Origin of the sequence: Kordia zhangzhouensis (genome assembly GCF_001005305.1) — a bacterium.
GTDB lineage: Bacteria > Bacteroidota > Bacteroidia > Flavobacteriales > Flavobacteriaceae > Kordia > Kordia zhangzhouensis.
Map to the genome: position 1 here is coordinate 51,879 of NZ_LBMH01000005.1, position 17,943 is coordinate 69,821.

At 35.2% G+C, this 17,943-nt stretch carries 11 protein-coding genes; all 11 read right to left on the reverse strand.

What is annotated here, in order from left to right; genetic code table 11:
• Nucleotide 1: 1 nt before the first annotated feature.
• The 11 genes from AA088_RS08905 to AA088_RS08950 all read right to left on the reverse strand — a co-directional run bounded on the left by AA088_RS08905 (nucleotide 2) and on the right by AA088_RS08950 (nucleotide 17,873).
• Nucleotides 2–5,197, reverse strand: a complete 5,196-nt coding sequence (locus AA088_RS08905) for a hypothetical protein (protein ID WP_046744645.1) — start codon at nucleotides 5,195–5,197, stop codon at nucleotides 2–4.
• A 181-nt stretch (nucleotides 5,198–5,378) separates the two neighbouring features.
• Complete coding sequence (locus tag AA088_RS17640) at nucleotides 5,379–8,234, reverse strand: hypothetical protein (protein ID WP_052752838.1); 2,856 nt, start codon at nucleotides 8,232–8,234, stop codon at nucleotides 5,379–5,381.
• Complete coding sequence (locus AA088_RS17645) at nucleotides 8,228–11,461, reverse strand: baseplate J/gp47 family protein (protein ID WP_052752839.1); 3,234 nt, start codon at nucleotides 11,459–11,461, stop codon at nucleotides 8,228–8,230. The genes AA088_RS17640 and AA088_RS17645 overlap by 7 nt, the downstream gene beginning before the upstream one ends.
• Nucleotides 11,462–11,463: 2 nt before the next feature.
• On the reverse strand, nucleotides 11,464–11,877 hold the full coding sequence (locus tag AA088_RS08920) for a GPW/gp25 family protein (RefSeq protein ID WP_046744646.1): 414 nt from the start codon (nucleotides 11,875–11,877) through the stop codon (nucleotides 11,464–11,466).
• A gap of 4 nt (nucleotides 11,878–11,881) precedes the next feature.
• Nucleotides 11,882–12,172, reverse strand: a complete 291-nt coding sequence (locus AA088_RS08925; RefSeq protein WP_046744647.1) for a PAAR domain-containing protein — start codon at nucleotides 12,170–12,172, stop codon at nucleotides 11,882–11,884.
• A gap of 12 nt (nucleotides 12,173–12,184) precedes the next feature.
• Nucleotides 12,185–13,927, reverse strand: a complete 1,743-nt coding sequence (gene vgrG, locus AA088_RS08930) for a type VI secretion system tip protein VgrG (RefSeq protein ID WP_046744648.1) — start codon at nucleotides 13,925–13,927, stop codon at nucleotides 12,185–12,187.
• Nucleotides 13,924–14,679, reverse strand: a complete 756-nt coding sequence (locus tag AA088_RS08935; protein ID WP_052752840.1) for a CIS tube protein — start codon at nucleotides 14,677–14,679, stop codon at nucleotides 13,924–13,926. Before AA088_RS08935 ends, vgrG begins: the two co-directional genes overlap by 4 nt.
• Nucleotides 14,680–14,681: 2 nt before the next feature.
• Entirely contained in the window at nucleotides 14,682–14,837 is a 156-nt protein-coding gene (locus AA088_RS18300) for a hypothetical protein (RefSeq protein WP_157547126.1), read from the reverse strand.
• Nucleotides 14,837–15,295, reverse strand: a complete 459-nt coding sequence (locus AA088_RS08940) for a phage tail protein (protein ID WP_046744649.1) — start codon at nucleotides 15,293–15,295, stop codon at nucleotides 14,837–14,839. The genes AA088_RS18300 and AA088_RS08940 overlap by 1 nt, the downstream gene beginning before the upstream one ends.
• 5 nt (nucleotides 15,296–15,300) lie before the next feature.
• A complete protein-coding gene (locus tag AA088_RS08945; protein WP_046744650.1) occupies nucleotides 15,301–15,738 on the reverse strand; it encodes a phage tail protein in 438 nt (145 codons plus the stop codon).
• A gap of 38 nt (nucleotides 15,739–15,776) precedes the next feature.
• Complete coding sequence (locus AA088_RS08950) at nucleotides 15,777–17,873, reverse strand: phage tail sheath C-terminal domain-containing protein (protein WP_046744651.1); 2,097 nt, start codon at nucleotides 17,871–17,873, stop codon at nucleotides 15,777–15,779.
• Between the last annotated feature and the right edge of the window lie 70 nt (nucleotides 17,874–17,943).

Sequence of the window (17,943 nt, forward strand, 5' to 3'; positions counted from 1 at the left end):
TTTATTTGTTAAAACTCAATAAGAATCTATCACTTACAAATGAAGAACCTGAAGTATAATTTTCAATATATACATCATTTATTTTGCTTCGACTGTTGGTATCATAGGCGCCATTGATTTCTAAAGAGGCGTCAAAAAATTCATTAATTAATCCGATATTATTATCGGTAACGGCATCCGTGCATCGCAGCATTTCTAAGGTTAATAATTCCATTAATTCATCTAATAATAAAAATTGCTTTCTGAAACTAATTAACTCAGGTTTAGATAGGAATTCTCCTTGTAATCGTCTACGCATTTCATTAATTGCAGAGATTGCATTGTCTATATCTGCGTCCAAGTTGCTTGATTTCGTTAATAAGTTTTTAAGATTATTAAATGGATCGATGATATCTCTTCTGAGTTGACCTTCAAAAGCTGTACTTTTAATCTTTTGTTCAATGTTGGTCAATGCTAAAGATATTTCTAAAATATCAAGTCGATCTTGGTATGTTTTAGTACAATCCAAACGTTCTTGAGGAGTTGTTGGATCTGTTACTGGTTCGTCTGTATTTCTAGCATCTTCAATTGGTACAAGAATTGAATCTGTACTACACTCACCTTCTACAAATACCCTCACTTTTACTGATTCGTTGATACTTGTATCTGCTGGAATTATAAATCTTCCATTTACGTCTTGCTCTAGTGGTTCTCCTGTTTCATTACGAATCACTTCATAGCTCAAATAGTTTTCTGAACTATATGTATGCTTCAATCGTATCAAGTATACACCATTTCCCCATAGCGAATTTTCTCGATCATGTTGAATTGAGTTTTCAGTAGGAATTTTATAAACTCTAGTTGTGCCTACAACAGTTACACTTCCTTCAATTCTAAATTCAATTGGATCACCTGCTAAATTATCAGGTACATTATGCCCTAAGAATGTGTATGATTGTGCATTTTCTTGAATAAACACACTTCCTTGAGGAGATACGATCCTAGATTGACTTGGAACTACAGGAATGGTAACATTTATTTCTCCATTTTGCCAGCAATAACTCTCTCGTAAACCAAGATTTGGTGGTATTGTAACAGGTACATCTTCATTGATAGTCACAGGAATCATATCTGTTTCACAAGGATTTTGTATGCCTAAGTCTGCTCGTACACTCACTTTTACCATATATGTTCGCTGTACATTTCCATTGGTAGAAGGAATTCGGTGTTCATTAATTGTAGATAGTTGATTTCCTGATTCATTCAACCATATGATCTCTAGATAATTTTCAGGATTACTTACGTTTGGCAATTCGTAATTTGCCACAAGATTAACAATTAAATCTGTTCCTTCCCATCCTACGACTTCTGCGTCAGCAGTTACCGTTTCTGGTATTTTATATACAATCGTTGTTGCTACAGATACATTATCTATGAAAATTTCTATAGGTTGCCCGATTAATTCATCTGGTACTAGTGTAGACACAAAAGTGATAGTTCCAGATATATTTTCGAAGAAATCTCCTTGTTCAGACGTAATATTAGTATCGGTACTTACGTCTAGGCTTATGGATCTTCCAAAACATATTGCCGTCGGAATATCTAGCGTTGGACGAGGAATGGTAAAGTTTACTGAAAAAGATGCTGTACATGAATCTTCCAATCCAATGACACGCATTTGTAGCTCTAAGTTTGCTGTCGCTATTTCTTCTGCTGGAATGATAATATCTGAAATAAATCGTGTATTCCCTATAACTTCTCCAGTATCAGTGTTTGTCCATCGATATTCAATATATGTTTTGTCTTGAAATTGATGAGCTGCTCTGATACTAACCTTTACACCAGTATCATCCCAACCTTGAACTAGATATGGTTGTAATGGCGCCCCTTGCTCATCAATATTTATAACTACAGGCAATTTTGCCACACGAGTAGAAACTCCAGATACATTGGTTCCGTTAACAGCAAATGTAATTTCTTCTCCAGCTAATTCATTAGGTACTCTGGCAGGATCAATAAAATATTCTCCGTTTTGATTTTGGAGAATAAAGCTTTGTCCTTGTACGGTTTCTTGTGGAGAAGTTAGTATTCCATTAGAAGGAGTAATAAGTACTTGCGTCCATTCTGGTGATGTTTCCATCAAATTGTGACAAATAATTTCTGGTACCGACACACTAATTTCTATAGGTCTTGCTTCTTCTACCGTGGTTGTATCGAATACAGAACATGCATCTGGTTCACCTTCAATACCAATAGTTACTTTGAATGTTTCAACAAAAGTTTCGTCAACCGTTTCAAAGAAAAGTTCTGAAATATGAGTTCCAAAACCTATTTCAGAGTCATCTTCACGCTGCCAATAATAGGTAAAATTATACGGGTATGCCAAAGCCTCATGAGCTACTGATAAATCCAGTTTAATCCCAGTATCTGTCCAACTTAAGAGTGTATAGGTAGCATCAATATCCGACGGAAATCTATATACATATATTTCTACAGGTGTAACAGGTGTTTTGCCATCAACTAAAAAGGTTAGTGCTATTCCTGTAAGTTCTGCTGGAACTGCGGCAGGATTAAAAGCGTACCCATTTTCAGTTTCAACGATGAATGCATCTCCTTGTGGAGAAGTTACGACACCATCACCTGAAGATTGTATTATAAAATCTATTTGACCTTCGTCTAAAGGTAAACAATACTTTGTTTTTGCAATTGTAAGTGTAGTTTCGGGCTCTAGATTGTATACAATTGTTTCGGGCGGGCAATCTGAGCAACACATGTAAGGTAACGCAAAGTCAAATTGTACAATTCCATTAAATTGACGTAGGATACTATCATCTTCCAATAGTTCTTCTGTTCCTCCCAAGTACACCATTAAAAAGGTTCCTCCTTTTGGTACTCCTGCCATGTGTTCGGCTCCTGGATGTTTTTCTATTAGTCGAGATAGAATTAATTCTTTGTAAATATCATAACGAATAGCATCAATTTGAGTTTTTAACCACGCAAATTTGTCTTTTAAACAACATAATTTAGAAAGGTCATAAATAAAATATTCATACATTTTATCATGCGTTCTGCTTCCAAAAGTTGAGTTTTCTCCAGCTTCAGAGATTGCAAATAATACTTGGTCAACATCGGCACATAATACATCGATTGCATTGTTAAGTGCGGTCCATTTTTCTGTGATGTAAATTTCATCTAACGATTGTAAAAAGAGTCGTTTGATTTCAGATAATCCTGCTACAATTTTTACGGCAGATTCTGTATAGAAAAAATAGTCATCGTCACGATTTACATTCCCTAAAATTTCATCAATAATGCCCAAAGCAACTCCCGAAACGTATCCTGCTGGTACATTTTGGTTTCCAATATATTGGTATGCTTGATCCATCGCATATTGTATAGACGATTCATACCTAGCTTCTACTTGCGCTTCTGCAGACGCTACATTTGTGTTTATTGTTCTAGCTGCAAGTTTGTCAATATTTGTAGTTTCTTCGGTTGCGTTTGCTTTCTTTTTTCTTTTGTTCAATAATTCAAGTACATACATTGGTTGGTAATTTGCATATCCATAGTATACAGATGTACTTGTATCATTATCACCTAAATTGTCGTATTGATATTTTTGAAAAAATTCTGTTGCGCTTTCTGCAGTACAGTTAAATTCTTGCTCCCAAGTTTTTAGTAAGATGGAATAGTCTTTCGTTTCACATTTATCATCGTCTAAAGTAACTTTGTTTACAGGAAAACCGATACTAACCGCTTTTACATCAAACGCTAAGTTATATTTTGATTTTAAACTGTTTATTTTTCGCAATGCCAAGCGAAAGTCTTTTCCTAAATGACCTTCTATTCGATAGAAATCTTTCCCTAAATGATTATATTCTAAAGGTTTTTGTACACATGGAATATTTGCCAAGTTAGATACATGATACCCTAATTGATGTTTTGATTTGCGTTGTTGTATAGCGATTGGGTTCCAATTGGAAATTAGCGAATTTTTAGTTTCGTAATAATAAGGAATGCTTCGTTCACTAAGTTTGAATTCGTAGCTTCTTGACGGTGTAACTTTGATTGCTGCAGTACTTACATTTGGTATTTTGTATTCTTTTAATTGATTAAAAAAACGAATACACAATGCTCTGATTGCCAATAGATTTTCTTCATTTTCAGAAACTGTTGGTGATGGATAGAAATTGTGGCGCGTTTGTAAGCGTGTTTGAGATTCGAGCGTTCCTAAAAGTAAGTGTTTGGGAAATGCATTGATGTTGGCAACACATTCAAATCGTGTATGCAAAACCAAATCTCTGATTTCTTGATAGGTATCAATTAAATCTTTTAAGAGATCGTATTTGTATTGGATAAATTGTTCTTCTCCAACAGTAAAGATATCGTCTAAATAGTTGGCTATTTGGGCAATAGTAACACCAAATTTTGCAAAGTTGATACGATGCTGAAATTTATTGATAATGGTACTAATTCCGTTGTAGAGATCGGCTTTGAGGAAGAAACTATCTTTGAATTGATTATGAATGGATATTCCGGAAGTCGTATTATCTTTTGTAAGTAATAAGCGTGGCAAACACAATTCTGGTAACGAATCGTAATACGCCAATACATCATGACTTCTATAAATCGTGTCTTCAGAGATGAGATCGTTGTAATTATTTTTGTGAATGAGAAGGAATTTTAGATTGCTATACACTTTATTTCCTGTTTCATCACAACCAGATCCGCCACACAACCCTTCATCTTCTGTGTAATTTTCAACATATGCTACCAAAATATACTCTTTGAGTGATCCTGGTTCTGTACTAGTAAAAGAGGAAAGCGGAAGCTCGTCTGTTAGACGCCCCGCTTCCTCTTGTTCGTAGACCTCATACACCTGTTTCCCTTCAAATAATGCGTAGTTCGCTCTATCCGTTAGTTCGCCATAATATTGAAATCTACGTGTTTCTGTTTTTATAATATCGCCGTCGGTGGTAATACCAACGCCTTGTCCAATTACAATTTCGCTTTCAGAATATGAAACAATATCAATTCCGCAACCAATCCCCACTCCAATTAAATACACACGACTTAACCGGTCTTGATCTTCGAAGTAATTTACAACTTTATTTAGATTTTTGTGTGTTAATACTTGATCTGGCAAAAATTCTTCATAAATATTGCCTTGTGTATTCAACGTATGTAAAAACGGTTCTTTTTTTTCTATTGTTTTCATCTGTATGCTATTTTTTGGATGCTATTGTTAGATATGCTCTGTTTTGTGGCTCAAGCAAGCTCGATATGGGAATTCCATGCTTCTTTTCTTGATTTACTATTTATTCCTTTTGAAAGCTTCTAACTTTTTCATTCTATGTGTTCGTTCAATGATTCTTCATAATTTTTATACATGTTTCCTGTTAAAGTGAGCCTAACGCACTTCTATTCAGTATGATTCTATTTTTATTTTCGCCGTCATCATCATTACAATCATGTAGTGTTCCGGTAGCGTAAATTGTATTCATTTGGTTCATAGCACAAAGCAATTCTTTCGTTGCTGTATGTGAAGCCATATATTTGTTTGCTTTTCTTTTTTTAGATTCTAAAAATTGTTTCCACACTTTTTGAATTTGTTTCATGTCATAATCTGCATCATTATCTACAATTATGTATGAATCTTCTGCTTTGAGTTCTTCAATAGTTTTTTTACTTCCTTTACTCTTTACTGATTTTTCTTTTTCCTCAGCCGCCATATCTACTACAACATCACTGATGGCAACATCTGTTACAGATACATCCATATTGATATTATCATTTACTAATACAGTATCTTCTTCAATACGAGATAGCGCACCATCAATATGTCCAACCCAACAAATTCTAGGTAAAATGTGTGCTGGTAATTCTCTTCGAATTAAATTTTCCATAAAAATGCGAAAATCGATATTGGAGAATCGCGATGTATATCCAGGAAATATGATGGTTACCTGATAAGAGAAAGGATCCATTTTGAGGCAAGTATTACATCCTTCATCAATACATAATGGCAGGCAATCGTTTAAATCGTCCAATTTTTGTGTATGATATGGAAGTGTTAATATATTTTCAATCAAATAAAAACCTTCATCAAATAATAATTTGTCAATAAATGCAATTGTTTCCAATCGTTTTTGCTCTGCAGTAGCTTGAGAAGCGTAGTAATGATTGTATTGACGACCTATTACTGTTCCTTCTTCATTGACCAAAGCAACATAATAGCGTTGTGATTCTGTTTCTGTTTGACGCAATACGTAGTTTTCTTGATTTGTTGCCAGTTTTAAGACCTGTAACAATTCATTGATTGCTTTTTGTTTGGAAATGAAATCTTTTTGTGAGGATAAGTATACTTTTGAGTCGTCTTTGATTTTCCAACGATATTCAAAATAAATCCCATCTTCAACCGAAACTCGTTTGAGCGTGTCAATACTAATATGATCATTGAACAAGTTGCGGCGTGAATAATCGTCTAACCCTGCTAAGAGAGCAATTCGTTTTTGAAAACCAGAAACATTATTGGTGTTCCATTGTTTTGACTCTCTATAATTAAAGGCTAGTCCTCGCTCTGAACTGATTGTATCGTATGCTTTTATGAATTTATTTTTGGTGGTAATGATGTTCTTTTCAACACTGTCTTTCTCTTTCCCGAACAACTTATACATTGTGTTGGTATAATTTTCAAATACTTCCGCAAATCGAGCAATTAAGTGGTCTAAAAGTTCATTTCTACGCTCATTGAAATCTTCCAACTTGTCAATAATGTTTTCAACATTTTCTTTGTAATCTGAAAAATTGTCGAGTAAATTTTCTATACCGTTAATTCCTTCTACTGCCTTAAAAAAATAGGTTTGTTGTAAGTTCTCATCAGCAGAAAGTAACGTTTTCGTATGCTCTAAATGAGAAAAATAGGTGCTTAATACTTGATCAAAGAATAGTAAATATCCTTGCAATTGTTTTGCTTTTACTTTTCGTTCGTCAGAAACTGTATTAGACAAGCCATATTTTGAAATTCCGTAGTTTTCTGGTAAATGATGTTGTACTGTGTCATATTTAATTTTGCTGTATACACCTAGCGGCATTGGCAAATCATCAAACGATTTTTCCTGACTAGCTTTGTCAGCAGCTTCTAATTCTGCCGTAAATTCATTTACCATTTCTTGGTTTAAGCCAACTGGTAAGAATCCTTTTTTGTAGCTAAATGTGCTTTGGTCACATAAAATTGGCAAGTGATTTTCTTCAACACAAATGAGCCATGCATCACTTTTTGCGGTAATACCTTCATTGCAATCAGAGCCTTCTTCTTTTTTTGGCGGACAGTTATCAATGCTAATGTCTTCAATCAGTTTTACACCATCAATTTTCATAATGATATTCATGATATCTGATAAACGAACTTGTGTACGTAATTCAGATTTTTCGAGTGCTTCTGGCGTTAAGAAACCATTTTCTAAAATAGGTCCTTGAAAGATTTCATCTGACGAAAGTCCCATGTCTAACATTTCAGTAAGTGAATTGGCGCGAACGCTTGGTGATAAGTATTGAGCAATTTCCCATTGAATTGTTGCATGTACTTTTTCTTCATTCGCATCATTTTCTAACTGTACTTCGGCACATACACGAATACATTGTTTCGGAACTTTTTTTACCTCAACCAAGTCTTCACAAAGATTTCTGTTTTCATGATATTTAGTAAAAATCGCAGCAATGATATCTTCTTCTACGTATGCTTCGTCATCATCAAAATCGACTAAAATGGTGTATAAGCCTTTTATATTGAATGTTTCTGATTTGTACTCAGATTCATCAAATGGTGTAAAACTCAGTTTGGGATCTGACACATTACATTCAGCATACAATGGTAATTTATGAATTGTCAACCAACAGTTTTTTACTCCTTTTATATCGATAAAGAGTTTTCTATAGTCCAATGCAGTTACAGGTCGACACGTCAGTATATTTTTTGCCGATTTGAACTGCTCGTGCATTTTTTCAAAGTTATTTTCTGCGGAAGCGACCAAATTTTCAATCGGTTGATCAATGCGCAACCCAAGATCGGTAATGGCATAGCATAGCAATTCCATGATGGTAATTCCTGGATCGTGAATATTGTAATCTGTCCACAATTTGCGACTAAGTTGTTCAATATATGTTTGTCCCGCGTCTCTTAAATGTTGAAAATCGAGATCGTTTTCATAGCTTACATTGCTCGGTATGGTGATATGTTCGTCTAGATTTAGCATGCGGTTCCTGTTAATGCGGTCACGTCGTGTGTTTCGGGTACAACCGTGGTTAATATACTTTTTTGATCTGTTGGGATGATTTCATCTTTTTCTTCACCTTCGTGCAACATTTTGAAGTCTTTGATATAATCAACATAGTTTAGATTTTCTATGTAATAAATTACTTCACTTGCATAGAGTGCATTTCCAAATGATATTGGTTGGTTTTTATCAAAAGCCCAAGGAGCTAAGTATTGCGCCAAATCATTTTTAAGTTGTTTTTTATAATAGTTTGCATCCAAACCTTCATAAAAACGAGCACTTACTGTAATTTTCACAGGTTCATAAACGGGAGATGTTACTTTAGCTTCTACATGAAGTGTATTGAGTTTATTCACATAGTTTTCAATTGCATTAAGCTTTGTTTGACTTAGTTTTGGCTTATAAATATCATACACATTTTGATCGATAATATTTGGAATCGCAACCAATACTACTTCTCCTGGCGCTTTAAAACTGGTGCTTGTGCTGTGATTTAGACATTTAATTTTGTGTAGATAGTTGAATTCTTGTAGTACGAGATGTTCATAATCCCACAGCGTTATGGCTCTGTTCTTATGACGTAATCGTTCGCTAACTCTTCTATAAAAATTCACATCACTTTCTTTGGGAGCACCACCAAAAGAAGCATACGGTTGCATTACTTTTTTTACGGTTGCCAAGCGATCTTCTAGTTTGGTAATAGTTTCTGCTGGCATTCCATTGTCTAAATGTTCAAGTGTATTATTGTCATTTTGAAATACGACTTCTACAGCTTGTGCATGAATGTTTGTAAACTTTGAAACTGTGTCAAATGGAGTTGCTATTGTTGCGCGTATCCACAAATAGTTTTCTGCAAAAAGTGTGGTATCACCAAATGTTTTGGGCACCGTAAAGGCTACCAATCCTGCTTTTAAAAAGTCGTCGGTTTGGTCTTTGAGTAAGTATGTTGGTTTGAGATTATTCCACGTATTTTTATATAGATATTGCCATGTAACCGTTGCCTTTCCATACATTTCGATTGCATCTGGGTTTTCAGAACCTTCTTCTATTTGACATAGTAATTGGATATTTTGATCTGAAACTACCTGATCAATTCCTATAAACAATTGTCCTCCTATTTCTGGTGTAGGTACAAGTGCCAAGTTAGAACGTGTTATTTTTTCAATTCCAAAAGGTGATTCGTGATATATAGCAAGTTGGTTTTTACTTGCTGATATGGTTTCTTTTGTGGTAATCGTAACTTTTAAGTCTTCTGCAAACGGTGCATATGCATTGTTTGGTAAAGCTAGTTCGTTAATCGCATAGTACGTGTAAAGCTTGGCAAAAGCATCGTGAAGAAAATTATTTTGTAAAGAAAGTTGAATAAAATATTCATCAGATGTTTTTGGAACATACGTTGTGTTTGGTGGTAAAAAATGTTGGAATTGAACATTTTCAGAACCCGTAAACATTTGTTGATCTGCAGGAATAGAACCCGGCATAATATCTGATGCTTCAGTAGTTTCGCTTTTTGCCGCTGCGGATGCTGCTTTGCGTTCTCTCTCTTCATGCACGTGTCGCATTGCTTGCATTTCTTCTTTTGTATGCTCACGTCTTTCCATTTTTTTGCTTCCAAACTTCCTTTTATCGGTTGTTCTTTTTATATCTTCTTTTGGAAATTGGTCTGCTAATTCTTTTTCCTTAGCGGCTTTGTTTTCTTTTGCGGCAATAGCTTCTGCTGTTTCTGCACTTGCAACGCTTTCAGTAATCGATTTAAAATTGCCTATATAACTCGCTAATACTCTAAAACGCTTAGCACCATTGATTCCTTCTACTATTGGTGTTTTGGTAGCGCTGTTGTCTTGGTAGATTGATTTGAACGTATTTGGCGGTTGTATGTTCAGGTATTCTTTGATGTAATGTTGGTAGTACTCTTCAAAGTTTTCTGGATACTCTTTCCAATTAAGAGAAACAGATACATCTTGAATCCGTTTCCCAATCCATTCATCTGCAGCTATTTTAAGCTTGGCATGCTTTTTTGCCAAAGGGCCAAATGGATAAAATGGATTATCGGTTTTGATTTTTCCTAAATCATTCTTTACTGTAAGTCCTTCCGAATATTCGCCAGTAGTTACAATATCTACACTTATAAGTGTTGCTTCTGCAATGTTTACATAAGTTTTGTAGGCTGCCAACGAAGTTTCATCTGGAGAAAATAATACACGAATGATTGGATTGGTTGTGTCATAAGCTCCTTCATGTATTGTTGCATTGTAATTGGTTATTTTGTCATCATCTTCAGAAAGCTCAAGTTCTATAAAAAGTTTTTTATTTTTTATTTCTGCATTTTTGATTGCTGTTGATGCTAAAGTTACCCATCCTTTTTCACCTGAATGCTCAATGTTTAATAAGGAAAGTAAGTTTTCTTGTCCGTTAAGATTATTAAATGTAGCTGTGATATGGATAGTTCGTTTTCCTTCTGTTAATAGCAATGATGGCGAACTTACAGAAAACCCTTTTTTTGCCAACGTGCGATCTGTATTGCCGAATGGCAACCAAGAAGTTCCGCCGTTTTCATCTGTTCCTCCTTCTCCATCGGCAGAGTTTGCTATGGAAGATGCGTACCAGTTGGTTTCATCTGGAGTAACATAGGTATTTCGTATTGCCGCAACTTTTGCTTTGTTGATAACGATTTCTTCATCTATTTTGTAGTGAATTGTATTTCCTTCACCATCTTTTCCTGCTTTTAGTAATGTTTCATCATTTAGAAACTGTTCATTAGCATTTTTAGCGAGTTCAAAAACGACGTAGGCATGATCGGCAGTTTCATCGTTTTTATCAAACTGTAATACTTCTTTGTAATAAAAATCTAGATGACGTTTGGTAATTTGATTGAACCGTTCTTTGCTTTTGTTTAAGAGTTTTAAAAACGTAATAAATAGTGCTAATTGCGGCGTAATGTCGCCTTCAGCATAAGTTTCAATAACTTCTTTTATTTCTGCGGAAGCGTTGTGAAAAGGCTCCCAGGTTCCAGTAGCCGTTGTATAGTTTTTCCCTGAAAATAATTGTACATGCTTTGAAAACTCTTCAGCAAAGCGCATCCAATCTTTTACATCAAATCCCATAAGTTGTACATTCTCAGGGTTGAGTAAAGTCTTGTAACGTTCTTGCTGTGTAGTGCCTTCGCGTGACTTAATGAGTGTATTTTCTGTACAATCGTTTTGCATGATTATATGTCTGTTGCTTCAGTTATGTAATACGGAAATACAATATTTCTTCTTGTATTTGTTGCGCGTATCAAATAGTCAATTTTTATTAAAAACTTTCCTTCTAAAAAGTTTTGGGTATCTAATGCTATTTTGAGTACTTCAATTCTTGGTTCATACAACACAATGGCTTCTTTTATTTGATTTTTCATGATTGTAGTTTGTGTTGCACTGAGGTTTTCAAAGATTTTATCTGTCAAGTCACATCCAAATTTTGGGCGCATCAAGCGTTCTCCTTGTCTTGTTGTGATAATGATATGTAGGCTTTTTTCAATATCTTCTATGTCAGATATAATTTTTACTTCCCCTTGTTTTTCGAGAAATGTTGGCGGAAAATCCCACCCTTTTCCTAAGTATGTTGCTATTGATGAATCCATAGTTTTATCCTCCTATTAGTACGGTTGGACATCCTAGTACAATACTACCTCCATGTGCGGTAGAATCCCCCATTCGTGCAGCTGGCATACCTTCAATCATCACCGTTCCTGAACCTGCTATAATGGTATCTGGTGGTCCTGTACATACACACATATCTCCTACTTTTGCAGCAGGTTGCCCTCCTATTAATACTGTTGGTGCGCCTGGTGGTAAAATTGGTCCGCCTACATGTGGAACCACTCCCGTTACCATGGGGCAAACATGCATATCTGTAATTCTTGCTGCTAATGACATTGCTTTCTTTTTTTAATTGATTTGAACCATTCCTCCTTTTATGGTTGTTGTAGCAGAACCTTCTACCGTTGCCGTAGCACCTTCGGCTTTAAATTCTGCGGAAGCGGCAATTTCAACATTGATACCTTCCATTTTTATATCGCCCGTTGCTTTCATAATGATATCTTTTCCTGATTCTATCGTAATTCCATCACTATTGAGTGTAAGCGTATTGCTGTTTTCATCTTTTAGAGTGATGACACCTTCATCGTCATCAATCGTGATGATTTTTTCTGCTGGTGTTTCAAGCGTAATGCTTTTCAGTTCATCATTCATTGTGATCTTAATTTCACTTTTGGTTTTGATGACTTTTTCATAATTATCATCTGAATATTCCACAGGAGAAACATTTGTATTACTGAATAAAGAACCTAGTACAATTGCTTGATTGGGATCGTCATTTAAAAAGCCTACTAAGACTTCATTACCAATTTCAGGCAAAAAGTGTACGCCATATTCTTCACCTGCATGCATCGTTAGCACGCGCGCCCAAACGCCTTCTTCTTCAGCACTAATAATAGGCAACTTCACTTGTATTCTATGTTCTTCTTTTGGATCGCCTTCTAAGGCAGAAACGACACCTATTTGTAATCCGCTAATCGCAGGGAGCATTCCTGAAGCTGGCAATTGACTTACTTCATATGTTTCGGCAAACCATTCTGGATTAAGTCCGAATTGTATGGTTGTTACCCAATTTCCATCGGTAATGGTGTGATGCACTGCGCAAACAAAAACATCTCCATTAAAGCGATCACTCATTCCTGCTAGTGTAATCATAGTTCCCGGCAACACAACTTCACTTCCTTGAACTTTGACTGTTCCGCATATTTTTGCCAGCTGCTGATACATGCTTTTTGACTCTACCCAAGAGGTTAGAATTTCGTCTGGAATATCTCCTGTATGTGATAGTGTGATACTATTATTTCCTGCTGCTTGTGCCAACGTTGCTGCATCGAGGTTACCCGCAGTATTTAGATTTCTATTTTCTGCTGTTTTGGTAACTATTTCTTGATTGGAATAGTTCCAAGCAGAGGCTTCAAATGTTTCATATTGACTGCGAGCATCAATTTCAGCATCAAAACTGAAAATGTTGTCTCCAAATGTGGCTGTTAATACACTTGCGCCAAATTCAGGAGCTTTGATGTCAAGTGAGCCATCTTCTATAAAGCACAACATATTGTTGATTTGTGCGCGACATTGAATAAAATCCCAGTCAGTAGCCTGATACTGTACAATTTCATGATGTGTATGAGACGTTGTTGTCATAGCCCCTTTTAACCCATTTTCTTTAATGATATCATCAACTACATCACTTTCGGTTACTTCATAGAAAATTTTATTTTTTCGTGCTTGTGTCATTTTGAATGCTTCATCTTTGCATTCAATGATTAAATAGTTTGTATTCCCTGATGATTTAATAGCATGTTTGGTAATAATTCCTTTAAAAATGGTTTTATTTTCAAAGTCATATCCTGTTTTTATATGAATTTTTTCTCCAGGTGCAAATGATGCTGCATTGCTAGCTTCAAATTCTTGTGTAACACCATTACCATCTACAATAACTAAGGTTGCCGTTGGAATTCGGTTACATGTGCGTTCTACAGTAATGGTTTTAACACCATAGGTAGCACTTACTTCTTCTTCTGCATCACCAATGAGTACCGTAAATGTGACTAAGTTTTGTTGTTCTGTCGATATGTCTCCGACTAAACTCATACTGTTTGTGTTTTGTTTAATGGTGGAAAAAATAATTCTGTTCCCGGCTCTAGTGTTCTGAAATTAAGCAAGTTGTTTACTCTAGCTACTTCCAAATAGTATTTTGAATCACCATAAATGCGGTATGTCATGAGCGGTAACGTATCTCCTTCTTTTACACGTCGAATGTGAGTTAAGTCTGGAGATTGTTTGTTGACTTCAGCTTCTCGTAATTTATCGGCAGTACTATCTTTACACGTTAGTGTTGCAACGGCGCGAATTGGATATCCTTTTGAGTTAAAAAGTTTGTAATCAATGTCAAGTTTAATTAAGAAGCATTTTAAGTTTAGTGATCCCCAAGCGATTTCCAATTCATACGGCATGTGCATTTCACCTTTGTAGGTCACTAGTTCTTTTATCTTATTAATTTCATCCACAATGTTACTTTCGTCGGCTTCATCATCTTTAAAAGGATTAAAACCTGCAATATCAGCTGCTATACTATCGAGTGTTTCTGAAATATCTAACCCTACAATATCAAAAATGCCTGTACTATCAAATAATAATTTAAAGGTAAAATCACCAGGTTTTACTTTAACAAATTTGGGTTTCGTTCCACTAGAATTTGTAGGTTGATCTTGGTTATATTCAACCGCAAACGTTTCTTTATACCCTTCAGGATTAATGGTTACTGTAATTGGTTCGCCACTTCTATTCCCTTTATCATCTAACTTATAGATGAGCATTTTTTCCAATTCACCCAGTATAGACATAATCAGCGTTCTTTTTTGTTTTTCATCATGTTAGATACAGCTGTTAAGATTTCTTGAGATGACCAATTGCTTCGTTTTTCTTCAACTAGTGATACCTCTTCTTCTTTTTGAGCATTTACATTGACTTTGATACGCAAGTTTTTTATTTCAATTCCCATTATAATAAGAGTTTAAAATAGTCATACTTGAGTTCTAAGGTTTCGATAAGAATACTTTGCGTTTCTGCATTAAATTCTCCCAATTCGTATTTGATAGGATAGGCGCCGACTACGTTCCAAGTTTTGATAGGAATATGGTTTTCACTTAATAATACCACGATTAAGTTAAGCCGCTTGAATTTGAATTTTTCGTAAGCATCTTCACACCATTTGGCTACAGAAGATGGAACACTTTTTAATCCTCTTTTGAGTGTTAGCGTACTAAATTTAAGTCCTTTAGGTATTTCATGAACAAACCGATTTTCTCCACCTTCTGCATAACTTTCTGTTTCTACGGTTACACTTAGACCAGATACTGACTGAAAACTCATGTCAACTGGATTGGGTAAGAGTCCGTTAAAATAGACTACAAAGTGAAAGCCTGAAACAGGATATTTAAAACTATCAAAAAGCGCCATGTTTTTTATCCTTCGTTAACAACTGTTAAACCTTCGTGAGCAAGTGTGATTGATTCTACTGCTACTTCATTTGCTTCAGCTTTTAAATCGGTCGATTGGATCTTTTTTGCCCAAGCATTTAATACTTTCCAAACAACTACTGGTGCGTGTGTTTCATCTAACAGACTAATGGTAATATCACGACGTTCTGCTGTATTTAATTTGTTGGATTTCATCCACTCAAAGAATTCGTTATCTCCTTTAAATACACCACGTTTTAATACGATGTCGGTATATTTTACCATTCCAGGCATGTTTATTTTGCTATATTCTGGACTTGATCCTTCTCTATATTCTAGCATTTCGAATTCTTTATCGAGTCCGGTAACTTCTTGAAAGCCAATCTTAGTTCCTCCCCATTCTACTTGAAAATGAAACTTTGGCAATGGATATACTGCTGACATAATTTTATTTTTTTAAATGATTTTGTTTCAATTATTTTTTATGATTCTTGCATTTTGTGAGAGAATTTCAACACAATAAATTCTGCTGGACGCACAACTGCCATTCCAATTTCAATATTCATAATTCCGTTCAAAATATCGTCTGCGGTCATTGTTTGATTTAGTCCTACTTTTACATAGTAAGCTTCATCAGTAGTAGCTCCTGCTAAAGCTCCTGCTTTCCATTGATTGGTTAAGAAATTTTCAATCATAGAGCGTATTCTTACCCAAGTATTGGCATCATTAGCTTCAAATACAAACTGATCACTTGCTTTTTTAACAGACTCTTCTACCATATTAAAGAAACGTCTTACCGAAACATAACGCCATTCGTTATCGTTTCCAGCTAATGTTCTTGCTCCCCAAACCATTACTCCTTTTCCTGTAAATGAACGAATTGCATTGATAGATTTTCCTGCAGTAGTGTCTACATTTAGTCCATCTTGAATGTCGTTTGTAACTCGCACTGTAGGCTTTATTACATAGCTAAGTGACACATTTGCTGGAGCTTTCCAAACTCCTCTTGTACTGTCAATACGAGCATATACTCCTGCAATTGCACTACTAGGAGGCAATTCCATTGGCAAGTTGTTAATTGCTACTTTTATTAAATTATATGTACTGTTATCTTCAGCTTCAAGTGTGCTTAAGCTTCTTCCATGCATTGACCCATTATTGGTGTCTTTTATGATTTGCGCATTAATGTTATCTCTTAAAGTTTCCCAGTTAGTAATGATGTCATCAAAAGAAGTAGGAAGTGCATCTGCAGGTGTTTCATAGTCAAAAGCTGCATCCAAAAACCCTTCTAAAGCGTCTAAAATATTAGAATCATTGTCTTCTATAATATCTTTTAAGCCTTCTGCATCTGTTCCATCAGCAATAGCTTTTTTTAGAGAATTCGTTAGTTTAGATAATGCTTCAATCTTATCTTCTATTTTGTCATCTCCTTCAAATAGATTTACTAAGGCATCAATATTTGTTTGAATCGTGGTTAATTCTCCTACGGTTAGTTCTCCAACTAAAGCAGATTTTGTAGCATTCCCTTCAACTTTCGCTTTATCTTTTAGAGTAACTAAATCTTCTAAACCATCTAATAAGTCTTCTAATTTTTCAACTAATGTAGCTGGTCTTGGTGCGTCAAAATTTTTGTTATTATCATCTGCATCTCCAATATTGAAACCTTCATTGGCTGGAACTGAATCGTCATTATATAGGTAGTCTAATACATCTGCTAATAAACCTGTAAAGCCATCTGTAGCAAATGTTCCCAAGTTAGCTACTACATCATCTACTTTTCCACTAAAACTTGTGTCAATACTTGTTACATTTCCAGTAATTGTATCTGCAGCTTCAGGAGAACTTCCATTGTCTACGTGTGTAATTATGATTCTTTCAGGGTCAATTGTATAGTTTAAGATTGTTTCTAAATGAGGATAGTATGCCGCTCCATATTTTACAACATCTTTTTCAGAGCTTATTTTTTCTCTTAAGTCAATAACATTTTGATCAACACTAGATGTTCCGTCATAGCTTAATGTATCAATAATAGTGAATCGATCTTGAAGTTTTTGACATTGTTTTAATGCCTGATCATAAAGAGCGTAAAATGTGTCTCTTGTAACTCCACTAGCCCTTGTCGCATCTGGAAATAAGATAAGCGTCGGTTCATCAACTTTTGCAACCTCATCTAAACCATCTTCCAGCACGTCTAAACTTACAATGCCACTGTAATCTCCTACAGAAGTAATATAGCACGGACCTCCACCATTTGCAAAGTATAATTGCATGGAATAATACATTAAAAATGGCTCTTTGCTTTTTGGTTGTGAAACTACAATCGATTGATTGCCATCTTTATCATCCGTTACAGTTACTTCTATTGTAGTTTCTGCTCTGGCTCCTCCGAAGAAAGTTTCATACTCTAATAATGATGTAATTCGAGTAGGAACCATACTTAGGTCTCCATCAATTTTTTTAGTAGCTTTTTCTGTGTATCCAATAAATGCAGGTATCGCCGTTTCAACTTGCGCTACGGAAGGTGGAAATTTAACAATTTCCTCTACGTAAACTCCTGGTGTTTTTAATGTACTAGGCATAATATGTATGATTTAAAAAGTTTTGTTAGTGTTTGTTTTTTATATTTTGTTCATACGCTGCTTTGTAAAG